Here is a 19,969-nt window from a genome sequence, read left to right as displayed (position 1 = left end):
GGCAATTCCGGAAAGCCGACATGACGGCGACCGGGCCGTCGGCGGGGTCAGGGTCCGCCGTGCCGGAAGGTGCTGCGGTACGCCCGGGGCGCGACGCCGCTGACGCGTTTGAACTGGGCGCGGAAGTTCGTCGGTGAGGTGAACCCGACCTGGTGGGCGATGCGGTCCACCCCGTGGTCGGTGGTTTCGAGGAGTTCCTGGGCCCGTCGGATCCGTACGCTGTTGAGCCACTGCATCGGGGTGCGCCCGGTTTCCTCGTGGAACCGGCGGTTGAGCGTACGGATGCTCATGGCCGCGCGGTTGGCCAGGTCGTCGAGGTTGAGGTCGCGGTGGGCGTTCTCCTCGATCCATTCGAGGAGGTGCGCGAGTCCCGGTGCGGTCTGGCCGGGGGTGTTCCGCACGATGAACTGCGCCTGCCCACCGTCGCGGTGCAGCGGTGCGACGGTCAGCCGGGAGGCGTCGGCGGCGACCGCGGCCCCGTAGTCCCGGCCGATCAGGTGCAGGCACATGTCGATCCCGGCGGTCGCTCCGGCGGAGGTGACGATCTGGCCGGCGTCGACGTAGAGCACGTCGGGGTCGAGGTCGACGGCGGGGAAGGCGGCCCGGAACCGGTCGGTTGCCGCCCAGTGGGTGGTGGCGCGCCGGCCGTCGAGCAGTCCCGCCGCGGCGAGGGTGAAGGCGCCGACGCAGATCGACACGATCCGGGTGCCGGCGGCGACCGCGTCGCGCAGCGCGTCGGTGACGGCTGCGGGGGTCGGTGCCGTCGGGTCGTTGCGGCCGGGGACGACGATCGTGTCGGCGCGGGCCAGTGCGTCGAGGCCGTGGTCGGTGGCGAGTCGCAGCGGCCCGGCGGTGACGACGGGTTCGCTGCCGCAGACCAGCACCCGGTAGCCGGGTCGACCGTCCGGCAGTCGTACCCGACCGAAGACCTCGATCGGGGTGGTCAGGTCGAACGCGATGGTGTCCGGCAGGGCGAGGACCACCACGGTGTGCACGGCAAAATCCTAGCGCCCACCGGTACGCATGGCACCGCCCAGGTCACGCCTTTCCCCCGGTGTAACCGCTTGGCAAGATTCAGTCGAACGTTGGCATTCGTGCCAGTGGAGTTGTCGATCCCGGTTGCCGAACATGGACCGGGTACGAACCCGTACCGGACGAACCAGCCGAGGAGATCCCCCATGCACGTCCAGATTGTTCTGTTCGACGGCTTCGACCCGCTGGACGTGATCGCGCCGTTCGAGGTGCTCTGCGCCGGCAGCGACGCGGTGGAGGGTGAACTGCTCGTGGAACTCGTCTCGGCGCAGGGGCCGCGCCCGGTCCGCAGCGGTACGCGGGGCCTGGTGCTGCACGCGACCGCCCACCTCGACCCGGCCAGGCCCGGTTACGTCCTGGTCCCGGGTGCCAGCGGACCGACCGTCGGCGACCCCGACGAGGGGGTCGAGACGATTCCGGTGCTGCTCGCCCGCTTCGGTGAGACCGAGGCCGTGACCCTGATGCGCGACGCGCTGCGCAACCCGGGGGTGACGGTGGCGACCGTCTGCGGTGGTTCCCTCGCCCTGGCCATGGCCGGCCTGATCACGGCACGTCACGCCGTGACCCACGTGCAGGGCATGGAGGTGCTGGCGGCGACCGGGGTGCACGCCGTACCGGCCCGCGTTGTCGATGACGGCGATCTGGTCAGCGCCGGGGGAGTGACCTCGGGTCTGGACCTCGGACTGCACATCCTCGAACGCGAGTACGGGCCGAGGATCGCCCACGCCGTCGAGACCTACTTCGAGTACGACCGGCGCGGCACCGTCTGGCGCAACACCGGCCGGCAACCGGTCGCCGTCTGAGCCGCCGTCGATGATCACGCACCCGAACCAATCGGAAGGAAGCCCCGTGGACTCGATCGTCGGGATCTGGGACCTGAAACTGAGAACGCCGATCGGCTCGCTCGCCGTCGTCTACACCTTCACCGACACGGCGGAGGGGCTGCGGGGCGTGGCCGAGGGCAGGGGCGAGACCGTGCCACTGACCGACGTCAACCAGGAGACGACGGCCGAGGGGCGGCGCGTCACCTGGCACCAGTCCATCACCAGACCCATCCACCTCAACCTCGACTTCGACGTCACCGTCTCCGGGGACACCCTCACGGGACACTCCCGCGCGGGCCGACTGCCGCGCAGCAGCGTCACCGGCAACCGCCGCAACGCGTGACGAAGTCCCTCGTCCGACCTGCTGACTAGTCTGGCCTGCGAGGACTTACCGCAGATCGAAGGAGTGGGTCGATGGGCACCGGCGCAGACGAGGACCCGCCGCTCCGGCCGGTCGTCCGGGAACTGGTCCTGCCGGGCGACCCGGCGTACGCGTTCGAGGTCTTCACGGCCGGCATCGGCGGGTGGTGGCCGGCCGGCTTCACCGCCAGCGGCGCGGACCTCGCGGCCGTGGTGGTCGAACCGGGCGCCGGTGGGCGGGTCTACGAGCGCAACCGCACCGGCGGCGAGTACGACTGGGGCACGGTCGCGGTGTGGGAGCCGGGGTCGCGGATCGCGGTCCACTGGAACCTCGGGCAGCGTACGGGCGATGTCACGCTGCTCGAGGTTCGCTTCACACCGGACCGGTCGGGCAGCGTGGTGCGGCTGGAGCACGGCGGTTGGCAGCCGGGGCAGGCGGCGGACCGGTCGCGGTTCGACGACGAGGCCGGTTGGACCGTCGTCCTGGAGTCGTTCCGGCGGCAGGTGATCGGGCTGGGGCCGGCAACCGGCCGGTGACGATCAGGAGGCGAGGTCCGGGTCCGACGGCCAGACCGCGCCGTCCGTCTGCCGGTTCGTGAACGCGAACTGCACGGTGTCCTGATCGTCGACATGGACGTCGAGGGCCTTGTCGGCGAGCAGTTGCGCCGCCTGCGGATCCAGGAAGAGTCGCGCCCCCAGGTTGTCGACAACCTGATCGCCCTGGTCTGGCTGCTCGGTGATGGCGACCAGCAGGGAGTCGTCCGACGGATCGTGACTGATCCGGAGCCCACCGGTCTGCGGTACGCCCTCCTGCGCGGTCAGGTCTCGGATCGCCATCACCGCGTTATCGGTCAGGACCAGCATTGACAACTCCTCCGGTTCGTCCGCTATCCCACCCAGGTACCGGTTGTTCCCACAACCTGCTCCCTGCTCGTCTACCCGTTGTCGGGCCGAAGAAGCCAGCGGCCGGCGAGTCGTCCCGAACTGCGCCGGGTGAAGAGGATGCGCGTTTCGATCGCGTGCCGGGGGTAAAGAGGAAACAGGCGCCGGGCTTCGGTGATCTTCATCAACGATGGATGTCCGGCGAGATGGAGGCAGGGCATGGCGGATTCGGTGATCCCACCCGACGACCCCGCTCGTGCCCTGGTGCACGCCCGGCCCGACGATCCCGCCCTGCCGCACGTCGCGGTCGCGGGCGGCACCTACACGATCCTCGTCGCGGGCGAGCAGACCGCCGGACGGTACTGCCTGATCGACATGCGGGTGCCGCCCGGTGGCGGACCACCTCCGCACCGGCACGACTTCGAGGAGATGTTCACCGTGCTCGACGGCGCGGTGGAGTTCACCTTCCGGGGTGAGCGGATCGTCGCGCGGGCCGGAGAGACCGTCAACATCCCGGCGAACGCCCCGCACTTCTTCCGCAACTCCTCCGACGAGCCCGTGCGCATGCTCTGCATGTGCACCCCGGCTGGGCAGGACGAGTTCTTCCTTCGGATCGGCGACCGGGTGGACGGCCCGACGACACCGGCGCCGAAGCTCGACGAGGCGCAGCGCAACGAGCGCGGGGAACGCGCCGGCAGACTGGCGTCCGAGTACCGGACGGAGATGTTGATCCCCTGACCGGATCGATCCCCGACCGGGGGCGAATCGGAACGCCCGCCCCCCGGCCGAGGCGTGGATCAGTGTGACTTCTTGCGGAAGTTACGCTCGCACTGCCTGAGGTCGACCTTCACCTTCTGCCCCAGGTTGACGTTCACCGCCGTACGTTGCAGCACCGTGCCGTCCGGACGCTCGCAGGTCAGGATCCACGGCTCGCGGTAGAACCCGGTCTGGTTCGGTTGCACCCCGTTCGCCTGGTACGGCGGCACCGGCCGGTAGGACGGATTGACCGCCCAACTGAATTTGCCGTTCGACCTGCTGACGTTCAGGTCGGAGGTCAGCGTCGTACCGAACGCGGTCGGTCGGGTCGTTCCGTCCGCCTGGGGGTACGGCTGGGTGTACATGTTGAACGACTTCGCGATCCGCAGCACCGCTCCCTTGGGCGCCCTGCCCTCGATCACCGCGTGCTGGTCCGGGTCAGCCGTTGCCTCCAACGCCTCGAACATGGCGAGCCGGTGCTCGGCGTACGCGTCCACGACCTGGGTCTGGAAGGTACGTTCCACGCCGCTGTCCGGGCAGGTCTCGGCGGTGAACGCCAGCCCCCGGGTGGCGAAGTAGGCCCAGTCGATCGCCTCACCGGTGGTCTCGTAGTCGTGCGCGGAGTCCCGGGGGATGTAGTTCGGGCCGTAGCGCCGGGCCATCCTGGTCGCCAGGTCCTCGAAGCGGGCCACGTCCTGGGTCGGGCCCACCTCGAGTTGCAGCGGCGGGTAGAGCACCACCTGGATGCAGGTGTGCTGGGTGACGAACGTGGTCGCCTGCCGGGTGGACAGCAGCCACTCGATGTTCCTGGTCTCCGGTTCGGACCACGGTGCCGCGCCTCCGGTGGAGATCGGCAGCCACCCGAAGCCGTAGTTGCGGTTCATGTCGACGTTGGTGTCGGTCTGCCGGCGGTTGCGGGTGAAGCCGTCCACGTTGACGATCGGGACCACCACGAGCCGGGCGCGGTTGAGCAGCGAGGAGACGTACCGGTCGCCGCGGGCGGCGCGCTGCACCAGGTCGGTCGCGTACTCCATGACGAGTTCGCCGCTGGGCCACTCGTTGCCGTGGTGCATCCCGACGGTGACGAAGACCGGCTTTCCGTCGTTGGCCCGGACGTCGCGGGAGATCTCGATGCCGCGGACCAGTCGGCCGGTGGAGGTCGGGTACGGCAGGGTCAGCGGCTTGACCAGCTTCGGGTGCTCGCGGACCAGCGTCTGCATGTCCCGCTCGTAGTCGTCCAGTGTGCGGTAGGTGGTGTTACCGCTCGGCAGTTGGGTGACCTGACCGGACGGCGGCGATCCGGCGGGTGCCGTACCGGACGATGCTGATGCCGGGGCGGCGAACCCGGTCACGGCGAGACAGGCGGCGGCCGAGGCCGACACCGCCCCCCGCCAGACACCACGACCGCTCTTGGTGAACCACATAACGTTGTCCCTTCCGGAGCACGGTACGGACTCGGGGCGCGGGACCGACCGTGGTCAACCTCCGTCCAGGGGCGGTCGGGGTGGTGCGGCATCCCGCGTTCCGCTGCGCCAGCGGCAAGATCCATTGACGGTATCGATCAACGTATGTGCCGGTCAAGGGTCGGACCTGGGTGGCCGTCGATCGGTGAGCCCCACGCGTATCCGGGCCGATTCGACACCGGGTGCGTGGTGGGTGCCCGTACGGGCGAGGGGCGTCAGCGGGTGACGGCGTGCGCCAGCGGCAGTGGGGTCGGCTGACCGTCCCAGGTACCGGTGAGGATGGCGCCGATCGGCCGGTCGCCCCCGTCGAGGCGACGCACGACGGTCAACTGCACCCGGTCGGTCGTGATGACCGTGGCGTAGTCCTCGTCCGTCACGACCAGGGACGGCCCGTCCGCGACGGGGACCTCGGCGCCGGGTGTGCCGCTGCCGACGACGACCGCGCTGGGGTCGCGCCGTTCGAGCCGGCCGTCGACCTCGAAGAACTCGTCCGCCTGGCCGCCACCGGTGAAGATGGCGTGCGCCAGCGCCGCGACGTAGACCGGATCACCGCACGCGTCGTACACCCAGCGCCGGCCGAGGACCGAGTGCTCGGTGGTACCGACCAGCCACCGCTCGCCGCCGTCCAGTGGCGCGTCGCGGTACGTGAGCGGAACCTGGTGTACCGCCGAGTCGCCGGTGCTCACCAGCATCGTCTCGATCCCGACCGCACCCGCCGGATCGTCGAACCGGTACGCCGCCACCCGTACGACGTCGTCATCCGTCGACCCCTCGTACCACCGGCGGTCCGGCAGCCACGCGGCCAGGAGTTCGAGCTTCGTGGGGTGCAGTTCGGCCCGGTGCAGCAACGCCATGATCCGAATCGTAACCCGTGCCGGTCTTCTTCGGCCCTGCTCCCACCGGCGAGCCGGTCACGTGCCGACGTGGTGCAGTTTGGTACGGATCGTCTCGGCGTCGTGGTGGCCGAGCTGGTCGAGGATCGTCAGCGCCCGCTGCCAGGCGAGACGGGTTCCGGCGAGGTCACCGGCGGCGTGCCGGGCGTCGCCGAGATGGGTCAGCACGATCGTCTCGTCGTAGCGGATGCTGAGCTGCCGGACCAGGTCCAGGGCCCGGTGGTAACAGTCGGTTGCCCGGTCGAAGTCGCCGAGTCTGGTGTAGACGTGGCCGAGACTGTCCCACGCCTGGGTGACGCCGCGCCGGTCACCGGTCTCCTCGTGCAGGGCGAGCGACCGTCGGCAGCAGTCGAGCGCCTGCCGGTGGTCGCCGAGATGGGTCAGGTACCACCCGATGGCGTTGAGCCCGTCGGCCTGCCCCGCCCGGTTGCCGGTGGCCCGATAGAGCGCACTCGCCTGCCGCGCGTGCGGAAGCGCCTCCGCGTACCGGCCCTGCCGGTCCATCGCCCAGGCGAGGTTGAGGTGGGTGTGGGCCTGGCCGGTCAGGTCGCCGGTCTGCTCGAACAGCTCCAGGGCGTGCCGGAAGTGGGTGAGGGCCGGGCCGGACCGGCCCAGTTTCGCGTGGGCGCGGGCAAGGCCCCAGTGGGCGTGGGCCTGACCGGACTCGTCGGCGAGCCGCCGGGCGGCGGCCATCGCGAGCCGCTGGACCCCGATCAGCTCGTGCCAGTAACCGTGGATGTCGAAGTAGTCGAACAGGATCCACGCCAGCCGCCAACTGTGCCGGTCGAAGCCGGTACGGGCCGCCTGCTCGACCATGGCGAGCAGGACCGGCTTCTCGGCGGCGTACCAGGCGAGCGCCGGTGCGTACTCGGTGAACGGTTCCGGGGTGGTGCCGGGGTGCGGTACGGAACGGATGATCGGATCCCGGTGCGGATCCAGCAGCCGGGCGGTGGTGTCGCCGGTGTGCAGGTAGTGGTCGAACATCCGGCGCTGGGTGTCGACGCGCTCGGGCGCACTGTCACGGGCCTGCGCCAGTTCCCCCGCGTACGCGCGGAGCAGGTCGTGGCAGGCGTACCGGCCGGGTGCGTGTTCGGCCAGCAGGTGCGTACGGGTCAGCTCGGCCAGCAGCGGCCGGACCCGCGCCGGCGGGAGCCCGGTGAGGCTGGCCACGGCAGGCTCGGCGATGTCCGGTCCGGGATGCAGACCGAGCAGCCGGAACAGCCGGGCCGCCCCGACGCTGAGGGTCCGGTAGGACCAGGAGAAGACGGTTCTGATGTCGGTCGCCGGGTCGCCACCGTCGAACGGGTCCAGCTCGGGGTCCGGGCCGTCCGCGGCCCGGTGCAGCTCGGCGGCGAGCGCGGCGAGCGGGAAGGCGGGCCGGATGGCCGCCCGGGCGGCGACGATGGCCAGCGCGAGCGGGAGCCGTGCCGACCGGGTGATTATGTCGTCGACCGTGCCCGGCTCGGCGGCGACCCGGTCCGCGCCGACCCGCCGGACCAGCAGGTCCCGCGCTTCCTCGGCGGTCAGCAGGTCGAGGATCAGCGCCTCGGCGCCCTCGCTCGCGATCAGTGGGGTGAGCTCGTCACGGCTGGTCACCAGCACCAGACAGCCGGGTGCGGCGGGCAGCAGCGGACGGACCTGCTCGACGTCGCGCGCGTTGTCGAGCAGCACCAGGACCCGCCTGCCGGCCAGCACGCTGCGGTAGAGCGCGGCCTGGGCGGCCAGGTCGGCGGGGATCCGCCGCGCCGGCACACCCAACGCGTCCAGAAAGCCGCGGATCGCGGTCGCCGGGGGCAACGAGGCACCGTCGGCCTCGAATCCGCGCAGGTTGACGTACAACTGTCCGTCGGGAAACCGGTCGGCCACCCGGTGCGCCCAGTGCACGGCGAAGGCGGTCTTACCGACCCCCGGGGTACCGGAGACCACGGCGATGACCGTCGTGGACGATCCGGCCGATCCGGGGGATGCCGGTGGTGACGCCGCCGGTGTGAGCAGCCCGTCGAGCCGTGCCAGTTCGTGGTGGCGCCCGGCGAAGCCCCGTACGGGCACCGGAAGCTGTGCCGGCACCGGAACGGCGACCGGGGCGGGACCCGGCACCACTGTCGTCACCGGCGGGTCGAGATCGGCGTCCTGCCGCAGGATCGCGGCTTCCAGGTCCCGCAGCGCCCGGCTCGGGTCGACCCCCAGGTCCTCGGCGAGCGTGGCGCGCAACCGCTGGTAGGCCGCCAGTGCCTCGGCCTGGCGCCCGCTGCGGTAGAGGGCCAGCACCAACCGGTGGTGGAGCTGCTCGTGGTACGGATGCTGCCGCGTCAGCCGCTCCAGCTCCGGTACCAGCAGCGCGTGCTCACCCAGCGCCAGGCGTACGTCGACCAGTTCCCGGATCGCCACCAGTTCGGTCCGGGCCAGGCGGTCGGCCTGCTCGTCCAACCAGCTCAGGCCGGTGACGTCGGCCAGTGGGCGGCCCCGCCACAGGGCGAGTGCCGTGCGCAGCCGGGAGGCGTTACCGGCCGGGTCCCGGTTGTCACCGCTCTCGCGGATGAGCCGCTCGGCGGTCTCGACGTCGGTGACCTCTCCCGGCAGGTCCAGCAGGTAACCGTGGGAGCGCACCGCGATCGCCTGCCGTACGCCGAGTTCGTCACGCAGGTAGGACACGTGCCGTTGCAGGGAGTTCGACGCGGTCGAGGGGGGTTTGCCGTCCCAGACGATGTCGATGAGCCGGTCGCTGCTCACCGGCTGACCGGCGTGCAGGGCGAGGGCGGCGAGCAGGGCCTTGCGCCGTAGGCCGGGCACGGGCCGGACAACGCCGCCCACGGTCACGTCGACCGGTCCGAGAAGCCGTACCTGAATCGTGGCCACCCCCAAGAGCCGGGCCGGACCCACACGCTACCGACCTCACGGCCGGTCGCCGGGGAGTCCGTCGTGGACCGGACACCCCTTCCGGTACGACGTCAGCCCGCCTCAGCGCGTGTCAGTCCCGCCTCAGAACGGCCTGCCAGGGTGCCATCACCGCAGGCGGTCATGGTGCTGCCGCGATGGGCCGAGCCCCGGCCCGCCCGACGTCCGTCGTGCCACGCCGGACGGTTTCCCGATCGAGGGGACAACCAAGAGTCATGATCAAGTCCAGGGTTCTTCGTACGATGTCGATGGTCGTGGTGACGGCGGCGGTGCTCGCCGTCGCCACCGTCACCGGTGGTGCGGCTCCCGCGTTCGCGGCCACAGCCACCTTGTCGATCTTCACCGGGTGTCAGACCGACGACGGCCGTTACTACGACTACGTGTTGAGGGTGCAGGGCACCACCCGTTACTACCCGGACGGGATGCGGGTCGATGTCCGCCTCTGGGGCGACGACGAGTGGTCCGACGACCTTCTCGGCGGGCCGTACTCCAGCTATTCCGAGTCGAGCGGCTCCTTCTCCACCGCGGTCTGCATGAACAGCAGCACCCTCAACGAGGACATCGGCCAGGACGAGATCTACGCCGGGGTCCGGGTGTACGACCATGCCGGTGTGCAGCGGGAGACCGCCGAGACGAACCGGATCCACAACTACTTCTGATCGCCTGCGGGCGGCGGTGCACCACGGCGTCCGCGTTTCGGGCCGACGTCAGCGCCGCCTCAGGCCCGGCGGCCATTGTCGTCGCAGCGACCGGGCGCCGCCCGGTCCCGAGCAGAGGGAGGAAACAATGGTACGGAACCGGAGTGCGCGACTGCTCGCGTTGGGCGTAGCCGCGGCGGTGCTGCTGTCGGCGCCCGGATCGGCGTTTGCCGAGGACAACCAGCCCGGGCCACCGAAGGCGACCGACTGTGCGGTCGAGAACACCGACGACAAGGGCAACGTCACCGTCACCTATGTGCCCGAGGGCACCACGTTCGGGCTGTTCCACTGCCGGGGCGGAGACTGGCACTTCGGGTGGTACCCGTTCGACTCCGAGGTGCAGGCCGTCGCCGAGGTGATCACCGTGGACCCCAAGGGCGTGGCCAGCGTCGACGAGGCGGTGATCGACGGACGAGCGGGGGACATCAGGGCTGGGGAGATCAAGTACATCCTCGACGCGGCCGGGGTTCCCGACCCGGTGTCGCCGGACCAGGCCGTGGTCTTCTCCGAAGACGGCAAGGAGCTCTACACCGCAAGGGACCTGACCGAGAAGACGACCATCGGTGACCTCGCGGTGAAGGCCGGCACCGAGGCACCCACGGTGGAGTTCTCGAACCGGAAGAGGCCGAGGATCACGATCACCATCAAGTGCAAGCTGTTCCCGCCGTGGTGCTCGATCACCATCCGGTGGTGACGCTCGCCGCAGGGGTGGCGCGAGGCCGACCGGAATAGCGGGACGCGCACGGTCGGGGGGTTCGGTCCGCGCGGCGACCGGTCAGGGAAACGTCCCACCCGGTGACGATCCACCGGGGTCGGACGGCCTGACCGGTCGCACCACGCCGCGACGACGAGGGGCCGGTCGGGATCCGCGGGTCACCCTGTAGGGTGCAGAAATCTGTTCCGACCCCCTGAGCTGGGATTTCGCGGGCCGCCGGCAGCGGTCGACCATAGGGAGAGTGCTGCGGGTGGGTGCGCGTTTCGAGGAACTCGACTGGCGCGAGACGGAGATCGGCGCGATCAGCCTGCGGCGCCGGTTCGACCCGTCACTCCAGGTCGAGGTGTACGAGGTCAAGCTCGACGACGAGTTCCTCATGTCCAGCCTGTTCACCGTGGCCGAGGTCGAACTCGCCCGGCTCGGCCTGGCCGGACTCTCCGGTGGCGACCTCGACGTGGTCGTCGGCGGACTCGGGCTCGGCTACACCGCACGGGCGGCCCTCGCAGACCCACGGGTGCGTTCGCTGACGGTGGTGGAGGCGCTCGACGAGGTCATCGGGTGGCACCGGGACAATCTCCTGCCGTACGCGGCCGAGCTGACCTCGGATCCGCGTACCCGGCTGGTGCACGGCGACTTCTTCGCCATGGCCGCGAGCGGGTCCGGCTTCGACACCGGGGCGCCCGGCCGGCGGTTCGACGCCGTACTGCTCGACGTCGACCACTCCCCGCGTCAGGTCCTACACCCGCGCAACGCCGCCTTCTACACCCCCGCCGGACTGCGCCGACTGGCCGACCGGCTGCGTCCGGGCGGGGTGTTCGGACTCTGGTCCAACGATCCACCCGACGACGACTTCACCGCCGTACTCGGCGAGGTGTTCGCCGCGACGCAGGCGCACGTGGTGAGCTTCCCCAACCCGTTGCAGGGACGCCCGGCGACCAACACCGTGTACGTGTCCCGGTTGGCCTGAATCCTCCGCGACACCACCGTCGACTCAGGAGCAGTGCTCGAAGGGGCTGTTGTAGCTCGCCCCGCCGGCCGACCCGCCCCACTTGACGCAGGTGCCGGCGGCCTGCGCGCGTACCGGCCCCGCGTAGTACGCGAAGGAGCCGCTGTCGGTGCTGCGGGGTCGGCCCTGCACCTCCAGGTACGCCGACACCGCCGACCCGGTGCCGACCGAGGTGGTCTTCATGGTCACCGTGCAGTTGTAACCGTTGCCGTTGTGGTAGAGCAGGTACACCTTGCCGTACTGGGTCCCGTCCGTGCCGGTCAGCGTCGCCGAGTCGACAATCTGGTATCCGCTGCCGCAGACCTCGACCGGGGTGTGCGGGTTGCCGGCGGCCGGGGCCCGGGTGGTCTTCGTGGACGGTTTCGGGCTCGCGGGCGTGGTCGGCCCGGTGGTCGGCGGCGCCGTCGCCGGTGCGGTCGCTCTGCCGGGTGTCACCGCCGGCCGGCTCGCCCCGCCGGTCGCCGGTGCGGTGGCCTCGACCGGCGGGGCCGGGTCGGCACCGGCGGCCGATGCCTCGACCGGCACATTCGCCACCGGCTGGGTCGGTGCCGGATTCTCGTCGGGCGAAGAGGGGAGCAGGGCGACCAAGCTGACCAGCCCGATCACGACCGCCGCCGCGACACCGCCGAGCAGGAGGTTGCGTCGCCGGTTGCCACCGGCGGCGGGCATTGCGACCGGGGCCGAGGGCGGGGGCGGGTCCGCCGGAGGGGCCGACGGGACGGTGGTCGAGTTGTCGGCAGCGCCGATCGGCAGGGACAGCGGCGCGGTGCCCTGGGTGGCGCGGGCGGCGTCGGCGAAGGCGGCGGCGGTCGGGAACCGGTCGGCGGGCGCCTTCGCCAGTGCCCGGCTCACCAGCGCGGCCACCGCCGCCGGGATCTCCTCCGGCAGCGCGGGCGGCTCCTCCTGCAGGTGCCGGGTCACCACCTCGATCGGGTTGTCGCCGGTGAACGGCGGCCGGCCGGTGAGGCAGCAGTACGCGACCGCGCCCAGGGCGTAGATGTCGGTCGCCGCCGAGACCGGCCGACCCGCCGCCTGCTCGGGAGCCATGTAGTGCGCCGACCCGAGGACCATGTTGGTGGCGGTGATGCTGGTCAGGTTCGCCGACCGGGCCACGCCGAAGTCGACGAGGACAACACTTCCGTCCGGCTGGACCAGCAGGTTGCTCGGCTTGACGTCCCGGTGCACGATGCCGGCGGTGTGCGCCACGTGCAACGCCTGCGCGGCCTGCGTCACGATCGACATGGCCTGCGCGACGTCGAGTTCGGCGGTCTCCCGGATCCACGTCGACAGCGGTACGCCCTCGATGTACTCCATCACGAGGTAGTCCACCCGGCGGCCGTCGACGACCGCGTCCTCGCCGTAGTCGTAGATCTGCACGATGCCGGGGTGACGCAGCGCGGCCATCATCCGTGCCTCGGTACGGAACCGGGTGATGAACTCCGCGTCCGAGACGAGTGCGGGTAGCAGCACCTTGACCGCGACCTTGCGTCTGAGCAGGACATCCGTGCCCCACCAGACATCGCCCATGCCACCGGTGGCGACACGTTCGTTCAACTGGTAACGACCACTGAGCACGATCCCCCGAGACAGCACCGGGACACGGTACCCGTCGCCGAACTGTCGTTACCCACGCCCGTGTCGCGGTCCGGCGGTCAGCCGGCCACGACGGACGGCGTCCGGATCGCGGCCGGGGCGCGCAACCGCGCGGTCGCGAATCCGGCGACGCCCTCGGTGAACCCGATCCGGGCGCGGAACCCGATCAGTTCCCCCGCTCGGGCCGGGTCGGCGACCACGTGCCGTACGTCCGCCGGTCGGCCGCCGCCGACCACCACCGGCGTCGGGCCGTCCATCGCGGCCGCCAACTCGTACGCCAACTGCCCGACCGTGTGCGGCTCACCGGAGCAGATGTTCAGCGGCACCGACCCGTCCGGCGGCGGGGCGGTGAGGGCCAGCAGGTTCGCCCGTGCCACGTCGCCGACGTGGACGAAGTCGCGCCGCTGCCGTCCGTCCTCCAGCACCCGGGGCGCCTGCCCGGCGGCCAGCGCCGACCGGAAGATCGACGCCACTCCGGCGTACGGGGTGTCCCGGGGCATTCTCGGCCCGTAGACGTTGTGGTAGCGAAGCGCCCAGACTCCGCCCCCGGTCTGCCGTGCCCACGCCGCCGCCAGGTGCTCCTGGGCGAGCTTGGTCGCGGCGTACGTGCTGCGCGGTTCCAGCGGCGCGTCCTCCGGCACCAGCCCGGGGGCCAGCGTCCGGCCGCAGGTCGGGCAGGTCGGGTCGTATTTGTGCGTGGCGAGGTCGGCCGGGTGCCGGTCCGTTGGTCGGACCACCGCGTGGACCGGGCAGTGGTAGCGGCCCTCGCCGTAGACCACCATCGAGCTGGCCAGGACCAGCCGGCGTACGCCCGCCGCGTGCATGGCGGCGAGCAGGTGGGCGGTGCCGAGGTTGTTGTGCCCGGCGTACTCGGGGGCGTCCGAGGGGTCGAGTCCGTGGCCGACCATCGCCGCCTGATGACACACCGCGTCGACCCCGGACAGCAGCCGAACCAACAGCCCGCCGTCGCGTACGTCGCCGACCACCAGGTTGTGCCGCCGCGACCAGGGCGGCATCTCCCCGCCGTGGGCCTGTGGCAGCAGCGCGTCCAGGGCCACGACCTCGTGCCCGTCCTCGACGAGCAGGTCGGCGACGTGGGATCCGATGAACCCGGCCGCACCGGTGACGAGTATCCGCATTCCGGTCACCGTATGGCTCGCTCGGCGCCCCTGTCCCGCGATCGGCCCAAGCCGCCTCGGCGGTCCGGGTCGGAACGGGTGCCCGAACCCCGACTCGGTCCGGGCACCCGTTCCGCCTGGAAAGCTAACCACTTACCTGATCATGGTGATCGAGGTGTCGAAGCCGACCCGGACCGGGTTCGTCGTCGGGAACGAGAAGACCTCGCCGGACCACGGCGGTGGCCCCGGCGGCGGGGGGATCGGGCGCCGCCACCACCAGAAGAACCACCACCAGATGTTGTTGCCGCACCAGGCCACGTACACGTAGTCGTCGACGACGGTGAGCGAGATCGGACCCCCGGGACGGGCGATTCCCGGCTGGCTGGCCACCGCCGGCTCGATCCATCCGCCGGCGAGGTTGGTCGCCACCCGGATCGCACCGTCGGCGCCCGCGAAGAAGACGCTGAGCTGGCCGGTCGTGAACTGCGCCGCGGCGAGGCGCGCCCCGACCGGTGCCGCGCCGACTCCCGAGATGGCCACCGGGTCCCACGGATCCGGCAGGCCGCCGGCCGCGAAGTTCACCCGCCAGAGCCGTCCGTCGAGGCCGGTGAAGAACGTGTACACCACGGCACCGGAGGTCGCGGCGACGCCGCCACCGGGCGGCGCCAGGCCGGGTGGGCTGGCCGGGACCGTGGCCCAGGTGTTGGTGCCGGTCCGCCAGACCGACTGGAGCCCGCCGTCCGCGCCGACGAACAGGGCGCCCGGCACGTTGCCCTGCCGGGTCGCGGCGACGACCGCGCCCGGCGGCGCGATACCGGTCGCGGAGATCCGTCGTGGTCCGGCTCCCGGCTGTACGCGCTGGACGTACGACGCGCCGTACAGCGCCCCGTCGTTACCGACGAAAAAGGCGTGTACGCCGTCCGCGGTGCTGACCGCGCTCACCTGTCCACCGGGCGGCGCCAGTCCACCCGCCCCGTCGGTGAAGATCCTGAATCCACTGCTGGCGGAGTTGGTGGTGCCCGCGACGAGCGCACCCTGGGTTCCGATGACGAAGGTGGCGAGGTTCCCGTCGGGTTGGCGTACCGCGCTGACGCCCGCCCCGGGTGGCGCGATCACCGCGTTGCTGACCGGGCCGGACGGCCCCGACGACGGCCCGGTCGTGGCCGGGTAGAGGCGGCCGTCCGCCCCGATGGTGAAACCGACGAGTTGGGACGGGGCGAGCTGCGCGGCTTGCCCCGGTGGTGCGCCGAGCGGTGCGACGGCGGTGGCCACCGCCACGCCGACCGCCACCGCGATGCGCCACCGTCTGGTGTGGGTCTGGCTCACGGAATTCCCTTCGTTCTGGGTGCGAACCTTCCGACCACAGGTTCTCCACCCGGTCGCCTCGGTGGCGGGAATTCGACGAAATTGCCAGCCATTCGTGAATTGCTATGCGTACCCATTGACGAAAGGTACGCAAGGTGTCACGCGGGAGTGGGGTCTGCCGAACGAAACCCCTGTTCGGAGGCGTTGTGGCCGTCCCGGATTCACCTATTCCGGGTTGCGCCCGGACACCCCGATCCCAATAGTCGGCGCGACCTGCGATGATTGTCCGGGCATCGGTTCCGCTGTCCGGGAATCGGCCGGACAGCGGTCGCGTACGCCATGCTGGTGGTGGATTTCCTGCCGGTTCCCGGAATTGTCGGGTCAGGACGGTGAATTGGCGTCGGGGCGCAGTTTCGTCCACACCTGTTCGGCATCCGGGTGGCCGAGCCGGTCGAGGATGTCGGCGGCCTGCCGCCAGGCGGAGCCGGCCCGATCGACGTCGCCCACGCCGTGGTGGGTGTCGCCGAGGTGCGTCAACGTGGTGGCTTCGAAGTAACGCTCCCCGGCCTCCTGCCACAGCGCGAGCGCGTGCTCGTAGCAGTCGACGGCCTCCCGGTGGTGCCCGAGATGGTGGTGCGCGTAGCCGAGGCTGTCCCAGGTGTGCGCCTGCCAGTACCGGTTGCCGGTCCGCTGCTGCTCGGCGAGGGCCCGCTCGCAGTAACCGAGCGCCCGCCGGTGGTCGCCGAGCTGGATGTGGTACCAGCCGATGTTGTTCAACGCGTTGGCCGCGCCGTGCCCGTGACCGGCACCCTCGAACAGGTCGAAGGCCCGTTGCGCGTGGTCGAGCGCCTGCCGGTAGTCGCCCTGGCGCTCGGCCAGGATGCCGAGGTTGAGCTGCGTACGGGCACTTCCGACGTCGTCACCGAGCTGGCCGTACAGGTCCAGGGACTGGCGCAGATGGGCACCGGCCTCGTCGTAGCTCCCCAGGCGCAGGCACGCCACCGCGCGGTTGCGGTGGACGCGCGCCTGGCCGAGCCGGTCACCGGACCGGGTGGCGGCCTCCAGAGCGAGCCGCTGTACGCCGGACTGGTCCTGCCATGCCCCCAGCCGGTCCAGGTAGGTGTTCAGCGTGCAGGCGAGCTGCCAGGCGTGGGTCTCGAAACCGGTGGCGGCGGCCAGTGCGGTGGCGGCCAGCAGCGCCCGGTGTTCGGCACCGAGACAGGCCCACGCGTGATCACGGTCGCGCAGCTCGATCGTCGCCACCCCGTCGTGTACGGCGGGCAGGTCGATCGAGTCACGATGGTGGTAGAGCAGCAGGTCCGCGCCGTGCGCGGTGTGCAGGTAGTGATCGAACAGTCGGGTCAGGGCGTCGCGCCGCTCCTGGTCGGGATCGTTCGCGTCGACCTGCTCGAGCGCGTACGCCCGCAGGAGGTCGTGCAGGGCGTACCGGCCGGGCAGGGGCTCGGCCAGCAGGTTCGCCCGGGTCAGGTTGGCCAGCGGTGCCCGTACGTCCGCGACCGGAAGGCCGGCGAGACTGGCGGCGGCCGGCAGGGACAGGTCCGGGCCGGGGTGCAGCCCGAGCAGACGGAACAGCCTCGCGGTCGCCGGGTCCAGACCCCGGTAGGACCAGGAGAGGACCGCCCGTACGTCGGCGCCGGCCTCACCACCGGTGAACCCGTCGAGGCTGCCCCGCGTGCCCTCCAACTCGTCGGCCAGCCTGGCCAGCCCGAAGTCCGGATGGGTGGCGGCCCGTGCGGCCACGATGGACAGCGCCAGCGGCAGGCCCGCCGACGACGCGACGATCCGGTCCACCGCCGCAGGCTCCCGGGCCACCCGCCGGTCGCCGAGACGGCGGGACAGCAACTCCAGCGACTCCGCCGCCGGCAGCAGGTCCAGGAGCAGCGGATGCGCACCCTCCGCCGCGACCAGCCCCGGTAACTGGTTGCGACTCGTCACCACCACCAGGCAGCCGGACGAACCGGGCAGCAACGGACGTACCTGGTCGGCGTCACGGGCGTTGTCCAGCAGGACGAGCATCCTGCGCCCCACCAGCAGGCTCCGGTAGAGCGCCGCCTGCGCGGTCAGCCCCGCCGGGACGCCCTCCGCGGGCACACCGAGGGCCTCCAGGAAACCCCGCATCGCCTCGGCCGGGCTCATCATCGACCCGGTGGCGTCAAAACCGCGCAGGTTGACGTAGAGCTGCCCGTCCGGAAAACGGTCCGCCACCCGGTGCGCCCAGTGCAGCGCGAGAGCGGTCTTGCCGACCCCGGCCGTCCCGCCGATCGCCGAGATCAGCACCGTACCCGGTGCGCCGGCCGACTCCGCGAGCAGTTCGGTCAGGGCGGCGACCTGCGGCGCCCGTCCCGCGAAGTGCCGTACCGCCGCCGGCAACTGCCGGGGGACGACCGACCCGTCGCCGATCCGTGGCTGCCCCGGGGCCGACGGCTTCGGCTGCTCGGCCCGCGCGGCACGGCGACCCACCTCGGTGTGCGCCGCGCCGCTGAGCCGTTCGCCTGCCCGGACACCGTCCACGGCCCGCAGCAACCGCCAGTGCTCGGCGTCCCACCGGGCCAGGTCGGTCAGCTCGGCCGGCAGCGGTACGCCGATCTGCTCGGCGTGGGCGGAGCAGGCACTGACGTACGCCGCCACGAAATGCCACTCGGGCAGTGACTTCGCATTGAGCTTGTCGCTCAGGGTGGAGCGGGCGAGCGGCTGCTGCAACCGGGCGGCGACCGCGACCAGTTCGTTCAGCGACGGCGCACCGGCGAGTTGCCGCAGCCGCCTGAGTTCGTCGACGAACTCCAGCAGTGCCTCCCGGCCGGCTTCCCCCATACCGCACCTACCTCCGGCACCCGGTTCCGATCTTCGAACGCCCCACCCAGGGTAGCCGGACGAACTCATGCTGATCGATGTCGTCCGGGTCGCGGCCGACTTTGACCACAACCTGCTCCGGGAAACCTACCGAGGCTGGCGATCCTGACCTGCGCATTCAAGCTTCCCTGCAGGAGCGCCCAGGTTCGCTGCGTCACGCTGTCGGCACCGGAGCCTGCGGCAAGTAGTGGAGTCCGGTCAGGATCGCTCGTTTCACCTGAAGGGACTGCGCATGACGCGACACCGCTCTCGTAGTCGCTGGTTCCGGCGCTCCGCGCTGGCTTTGGCGGCACTTCTGCTTCCGACCGTGGGTGCGGTCGGGTTCATCCAGGCACCTGCCAACGCCGATCCGGTCGCTGGCGTCATCACCACCATGACGAATCCGTCCGCGTACCGGCTCTCCAGCTATACCGCCCCCGAGGACAGCGGCGGGCTGATGAACATCGGCCGGAGCATGACTGCCCGAACCATCGACTGGGTGATGAGCCAGGCAAACCGGAATCGCGAGCCGCTGTGCCATGCGAGCACGTACTCCGCACTGACGAGCCGGGCCGGCGCGAACCCGGTCGGCTTCTGCTGGGACAGCGACACCACCGATGACAGCAGTACCGCGTGGGTCCCGCAGGGCATAACCACCACCCGTGACGCGTTGTCGGCCAACACCTACGACGGCCACCAGCTCGTCGCGACGAGCTGGCACAACGCCGACTCGACGAGCAACCGGATCAGCCTGGTCGACTGGGACGCCACCTACGGCGACTTCTACCGCCATGTCCTGCTCGTCGAGCCGACGAACGGCTCGGAATACTACAAGACGGTGGCCGGTCATGCCGGCGGTCTCATGTGGTACGGGAACCTGCTCTACGTGGCCGACAGCGCCCGCAACCAGTTCCGGATCTTCGACTTCAACCAGCTCTTCTCCGCGAACGTCACGGACTACTGCGACTCGAGGGTCGGGCATTCCTATGATGCGGTCGCTCGCCTGGACAAGAACTGTGCCAGCGGATACGCCTACATCATGCCGCAGGTCGGCACGGAGCGATCGATCGGCTCACCGCTGACCCTGTCGTCGATGTCGCTGGACCGGTCGACAAGTCCGGACAGCATGGTCATCGCCGAGTACGCCACCCAGGCTCAGATAGACGCCGGGGCCACTCCGAGGGTGGTGCGCTTCGCACTCGACTCGGGGAGTCGCCGACCGCTGACCGGCGTCGCGATCGAGGGCTACACCACGAAGCTGCCGCGAACGCAGGGGGTGGCGAGCAGGTACGGCACCTACTACTTCGCCAGCAGCGGTGGCAGCGCGACCACGCGGGGCGCACTGCGGGTCTGGGCCACCGGACATTCCACCTTTGCCAACTACCCCTGGGTCATCGGCGCGGAAAGCCTCTCCTACTGGGGTGGTAGCTCGGACCTGATCTGGACGGTGACCGAGCACGTGAACCAGCGGCTCGCTGTCGCGGTGAACGCCAGCGCCTACCCGCCGAGCTGACGGCGGTGCCGAGCAACAGGTGAACCAGCCGGCCGGGCCGTCGGAAACCCACCCGGGACTTCCTGC

18 protein-coding genes are annotated in these 19,969 nt (G+C 71.0%); 8 read left to right on the top strand and 10 right to left on the bottom strand.

Translation table 11 applies throughout. The annotated features are described in order from the left end of the window. Positions 1-47 precede the first annotated feature (47 nt). Positions 48-995, bottom strand: coding sequence for a GlxA family transcriptional regulator (locus ACWEFB_RS23330; RefSeq protein WP_452288564.1), 948 nt, complete (start codon positions 993-995; stop codon positions 48-50). Between the two features lie 183 nt (positions 996-1,178). On the opposite strand from ACWEFB_RS23330, the gene ACWEFB_RS23325 reads away from it, so the two are divergent. The 3 genes from ACWEFB_RS23325 (at position 1,179) to ACWEFB_RS23315 (ending at position 2,753) form a co-directional block, all read left to right on the top strand. Beyond that, positions 1,179-1,835 (top strand): DJ-1/PfpI family protein, encoded by a 657-nt coding sequence (locus ACWEFB_RS23325; protein ID WP_452288562.1) that lies wholly within the window; start codon positions 1,179-1,181, stop codon positions 1,833-1,835. Between the two features lie 46 nt (positions 1,836-1,881). Then, positions 1,882-2,199 (top strand): hypothetical protein, encoded by a 318-nt coding sequence (locus ACWEFB_RS23320; protein WP_452288560.1) that lies wholly within the window; start codon positions 1,882-1,884, stop codon positions 2,197-2,199. Between the two features lie 71 nt (positions 2,200-2,270). Continuing rightward, positions 2,271-2,753, top strand: coding sequence for an SRPBCC domain-containing protein (locus tag ACWEFB_RS23315; RefSeq protein WP_452288558.1), 483 nt, complete (start codon positions 2,271-2,273; stop codon positions 2,751-2,753). A 3-nt stretch (positions 2,754-2,756) separates the two neighbouring features. On the opposite strand, the gene ACWEFB_RS23310 is transcribed toward ACWEFB_RS23315, so the two are convergent. After that, complete coding sequence (locus ACWEFB_RS23310; RefSeq protein ID WP_326557620.1) at positions 2,757-3,080, bottom strand: adhesin; 324 nt, start codon at positions 3,078-3,080, stop codon at positions 2,757-2,759. 71 nt (positions 3,081-3,151) lie between these two features. Beyond that, a complete protein-coding gene (locus ACWEFB_RS23305) occupies positions 3,152-3,283 on the bottom strand; it encodes a hypothetical protein (RefSeq protein ID WP_452288556.1) in 132 nt (43 codons plus the stop codon). 34 nt (positions 3,284-3,317) lie between these two features. On the opposite strand from ACWEFB_RS23305, the gene ACWEFB_RS23300 reads away from it, so the two are divergent. Continuing rightward, complete coding sequence (locus ACWEFB_RS23300; protein WP_452288554.1) at positions 3,318-3,836, top strand: cupin domain-containing protein; 519 nt, start codon at positions 3,318-3,320, stop codon at positions 3,834-3,836. Positions 3,837-3,895: 59 nt separating this feature from the next. On the opposite strand, the gene ACWEFB_RS23295 is transcribed toward ACWEFB_RS23300, so the two are convergent. From ACWEFB_RS23295 to ACWEFB_RS23285, 3 genes are all read right to left on the bottom strand, one after another. After that, entirely contained in the window at positions 3,896-5,278 is a 1,383-nt protein-coding gene (locus ACWEFB_RS23295; protein WP_452288552.1) for a M14 family zinc carboxypeptidase, read from the bottom strand. 254 nt (positions 5,279-5,532) lie between these two features. Further along, positions 5,533-6,171: a CG0192-related protein gene (locus ACWEFB_RS23290; RefSeq protein WP_452288550.1), complete on the bottom strand. Its 639-nt coding sequence runs from the start codon at positions 6,169-6,171 to the stop codon at positions 5,533-5,535. Positions 6,172-6,228: 57 nt separating this feature from the next. After that, positions 6,229-9,066, bottom strand: a complete 2,838-nt coding sequence (locus tag ACWEFB_RS23285; RefSeq protein WP_452288548.1) for an AfsR/SARP family transcriptional regulator — start codon at positions 9,064-9,066, stop codon at positions 6,229-6,231. Positions 9,067-9,347: 281 nt separating this feature from the next. On the opposite strand from ACWEFB_RS23285, the gene ACWEFB_RS23280 reads away from it, so the two are divergent. The 3 genes from ACWEFB_RS23280 to ACWEFB_RS23270 all read left to right on the top strand — a co-directional run bounded on the left by ACWEFB_RS23280 (position 9,348) and on the right by ACWEFB_RS23270 (position 11,485). Further along, a complete protein-coding gene (locus tag ACWEFB_RS23280; protein WP_452288546.1) occupies positions 9,348-9,764 on the top strand; it encodes a hypothetical protein in 417 nt (138 codons plus the stop codon). Between the two features lie 127 nt (positions 9,765-9,891). Then, positions 9,892-10,497 (top strand): hypothetical protein, encoded by a 606-nt coding sequence (locus ACWEFB_RS23275; RefSeq protein WP_452288544.1) that lies wholly within the window; start codon positions 9,892-9,894, stop codon positions 10,495-10,497. Between the two features lie 271 nt (positions 10,498-10,768). Next, complete coding sequence (locus tag ACWEFB_RS23270) at positions 10,769-11,485, top strand: spermidine synthase (RefSeq protein ID WP_452288542.1); 717 nt, start codon at positions 10,769-10,771, stop codon at positions 11,483-11,485. A gap of 24 nt (positions 11,486-11,509) precedes the next feature. Here ACWEFB_RS23270 and ACWEFB_RS23265 read toward each other — a convergent pair whose 3' ends face one another. The 4 genes from ACWEFB_RS23265 to ACWEFB_RS23250 form a co-directional block, all read right to left on the bottom strand. Beyond that, the gene (locus ACWEFB_RS23265; RefSeq protein WP_452288540.1) at positions 11,510-13,117 is read right to left on the bottom strand and encodes a protein kinase domain-containing protein; all 1,608 of its coding nucleotides are present in this window, start codon (positions 13,115-13,117) and stop codon (positions 11,510-11,512) included. Between the two features lie 59 nt (positions 13,118-13,176). After that, complete coding sequence (locus tag ACWEFB_RS23260; RefSeq protein ID WP_452288538.1) at positions 13,177-14,256, bottom strand: NAD-dependent epimerase/dehydratase family protein; 1,080 nt, start codon at positions 14,254-14,256, stop codon at positions 13,177-13,179. Positions 14,257-14,388: 132 nt separating this feature from the next. Continuing rightward, positions 14,389-15,561, bottom strand: coding sequence for a hypothetical protein (locus ACWEFB_RS23255; RefSeq protein ID WP_452288536.1), 1,173 nt, complete (start codon positions 15,559-15,561; stop codon positions 14,389-14,391). Positions 15,562-15,921: 360 nt separating this feature from the next. Further along, positions 15,922-18,372, bottom strand: coding sequence for an ATP-binding protein (locus ACWEFB_RS23250; RefSeq protein WP_452288534.1), 2,451 nt, complete (start codon positions 18,370-18,372; stop codon positions 15,922-15,924). Between the two features lie 346 nt (positions 18,373-18,718). Here ACWEFB_RS23250 and ACWEFB_RS23245 point away from each other — a divergent pair, with 346 nt between their 5' ends. Further along, positions 18,719-19,903 carry a hypothetical protein gene (locus ACWEFB_RS23245; protein WP_452288532.1) on the top strand — a complete coding sequence of 395 codons (1,185 nt, stop codon included), beginning with the start codon at positions 18,719-18,721 and terminating at the stop codon, positions 19,901-19,903. Positions 19,904-19,969: the final 66 nt, after the last annotated feature.

This window comes from Micromonospora sp. NPDC004704, assembly GCF_053601675.1.
Note: the sequence above shows the minus strand (reverse complement) of the source record. Positions and strands in the feature narration are given on the sequence as shown.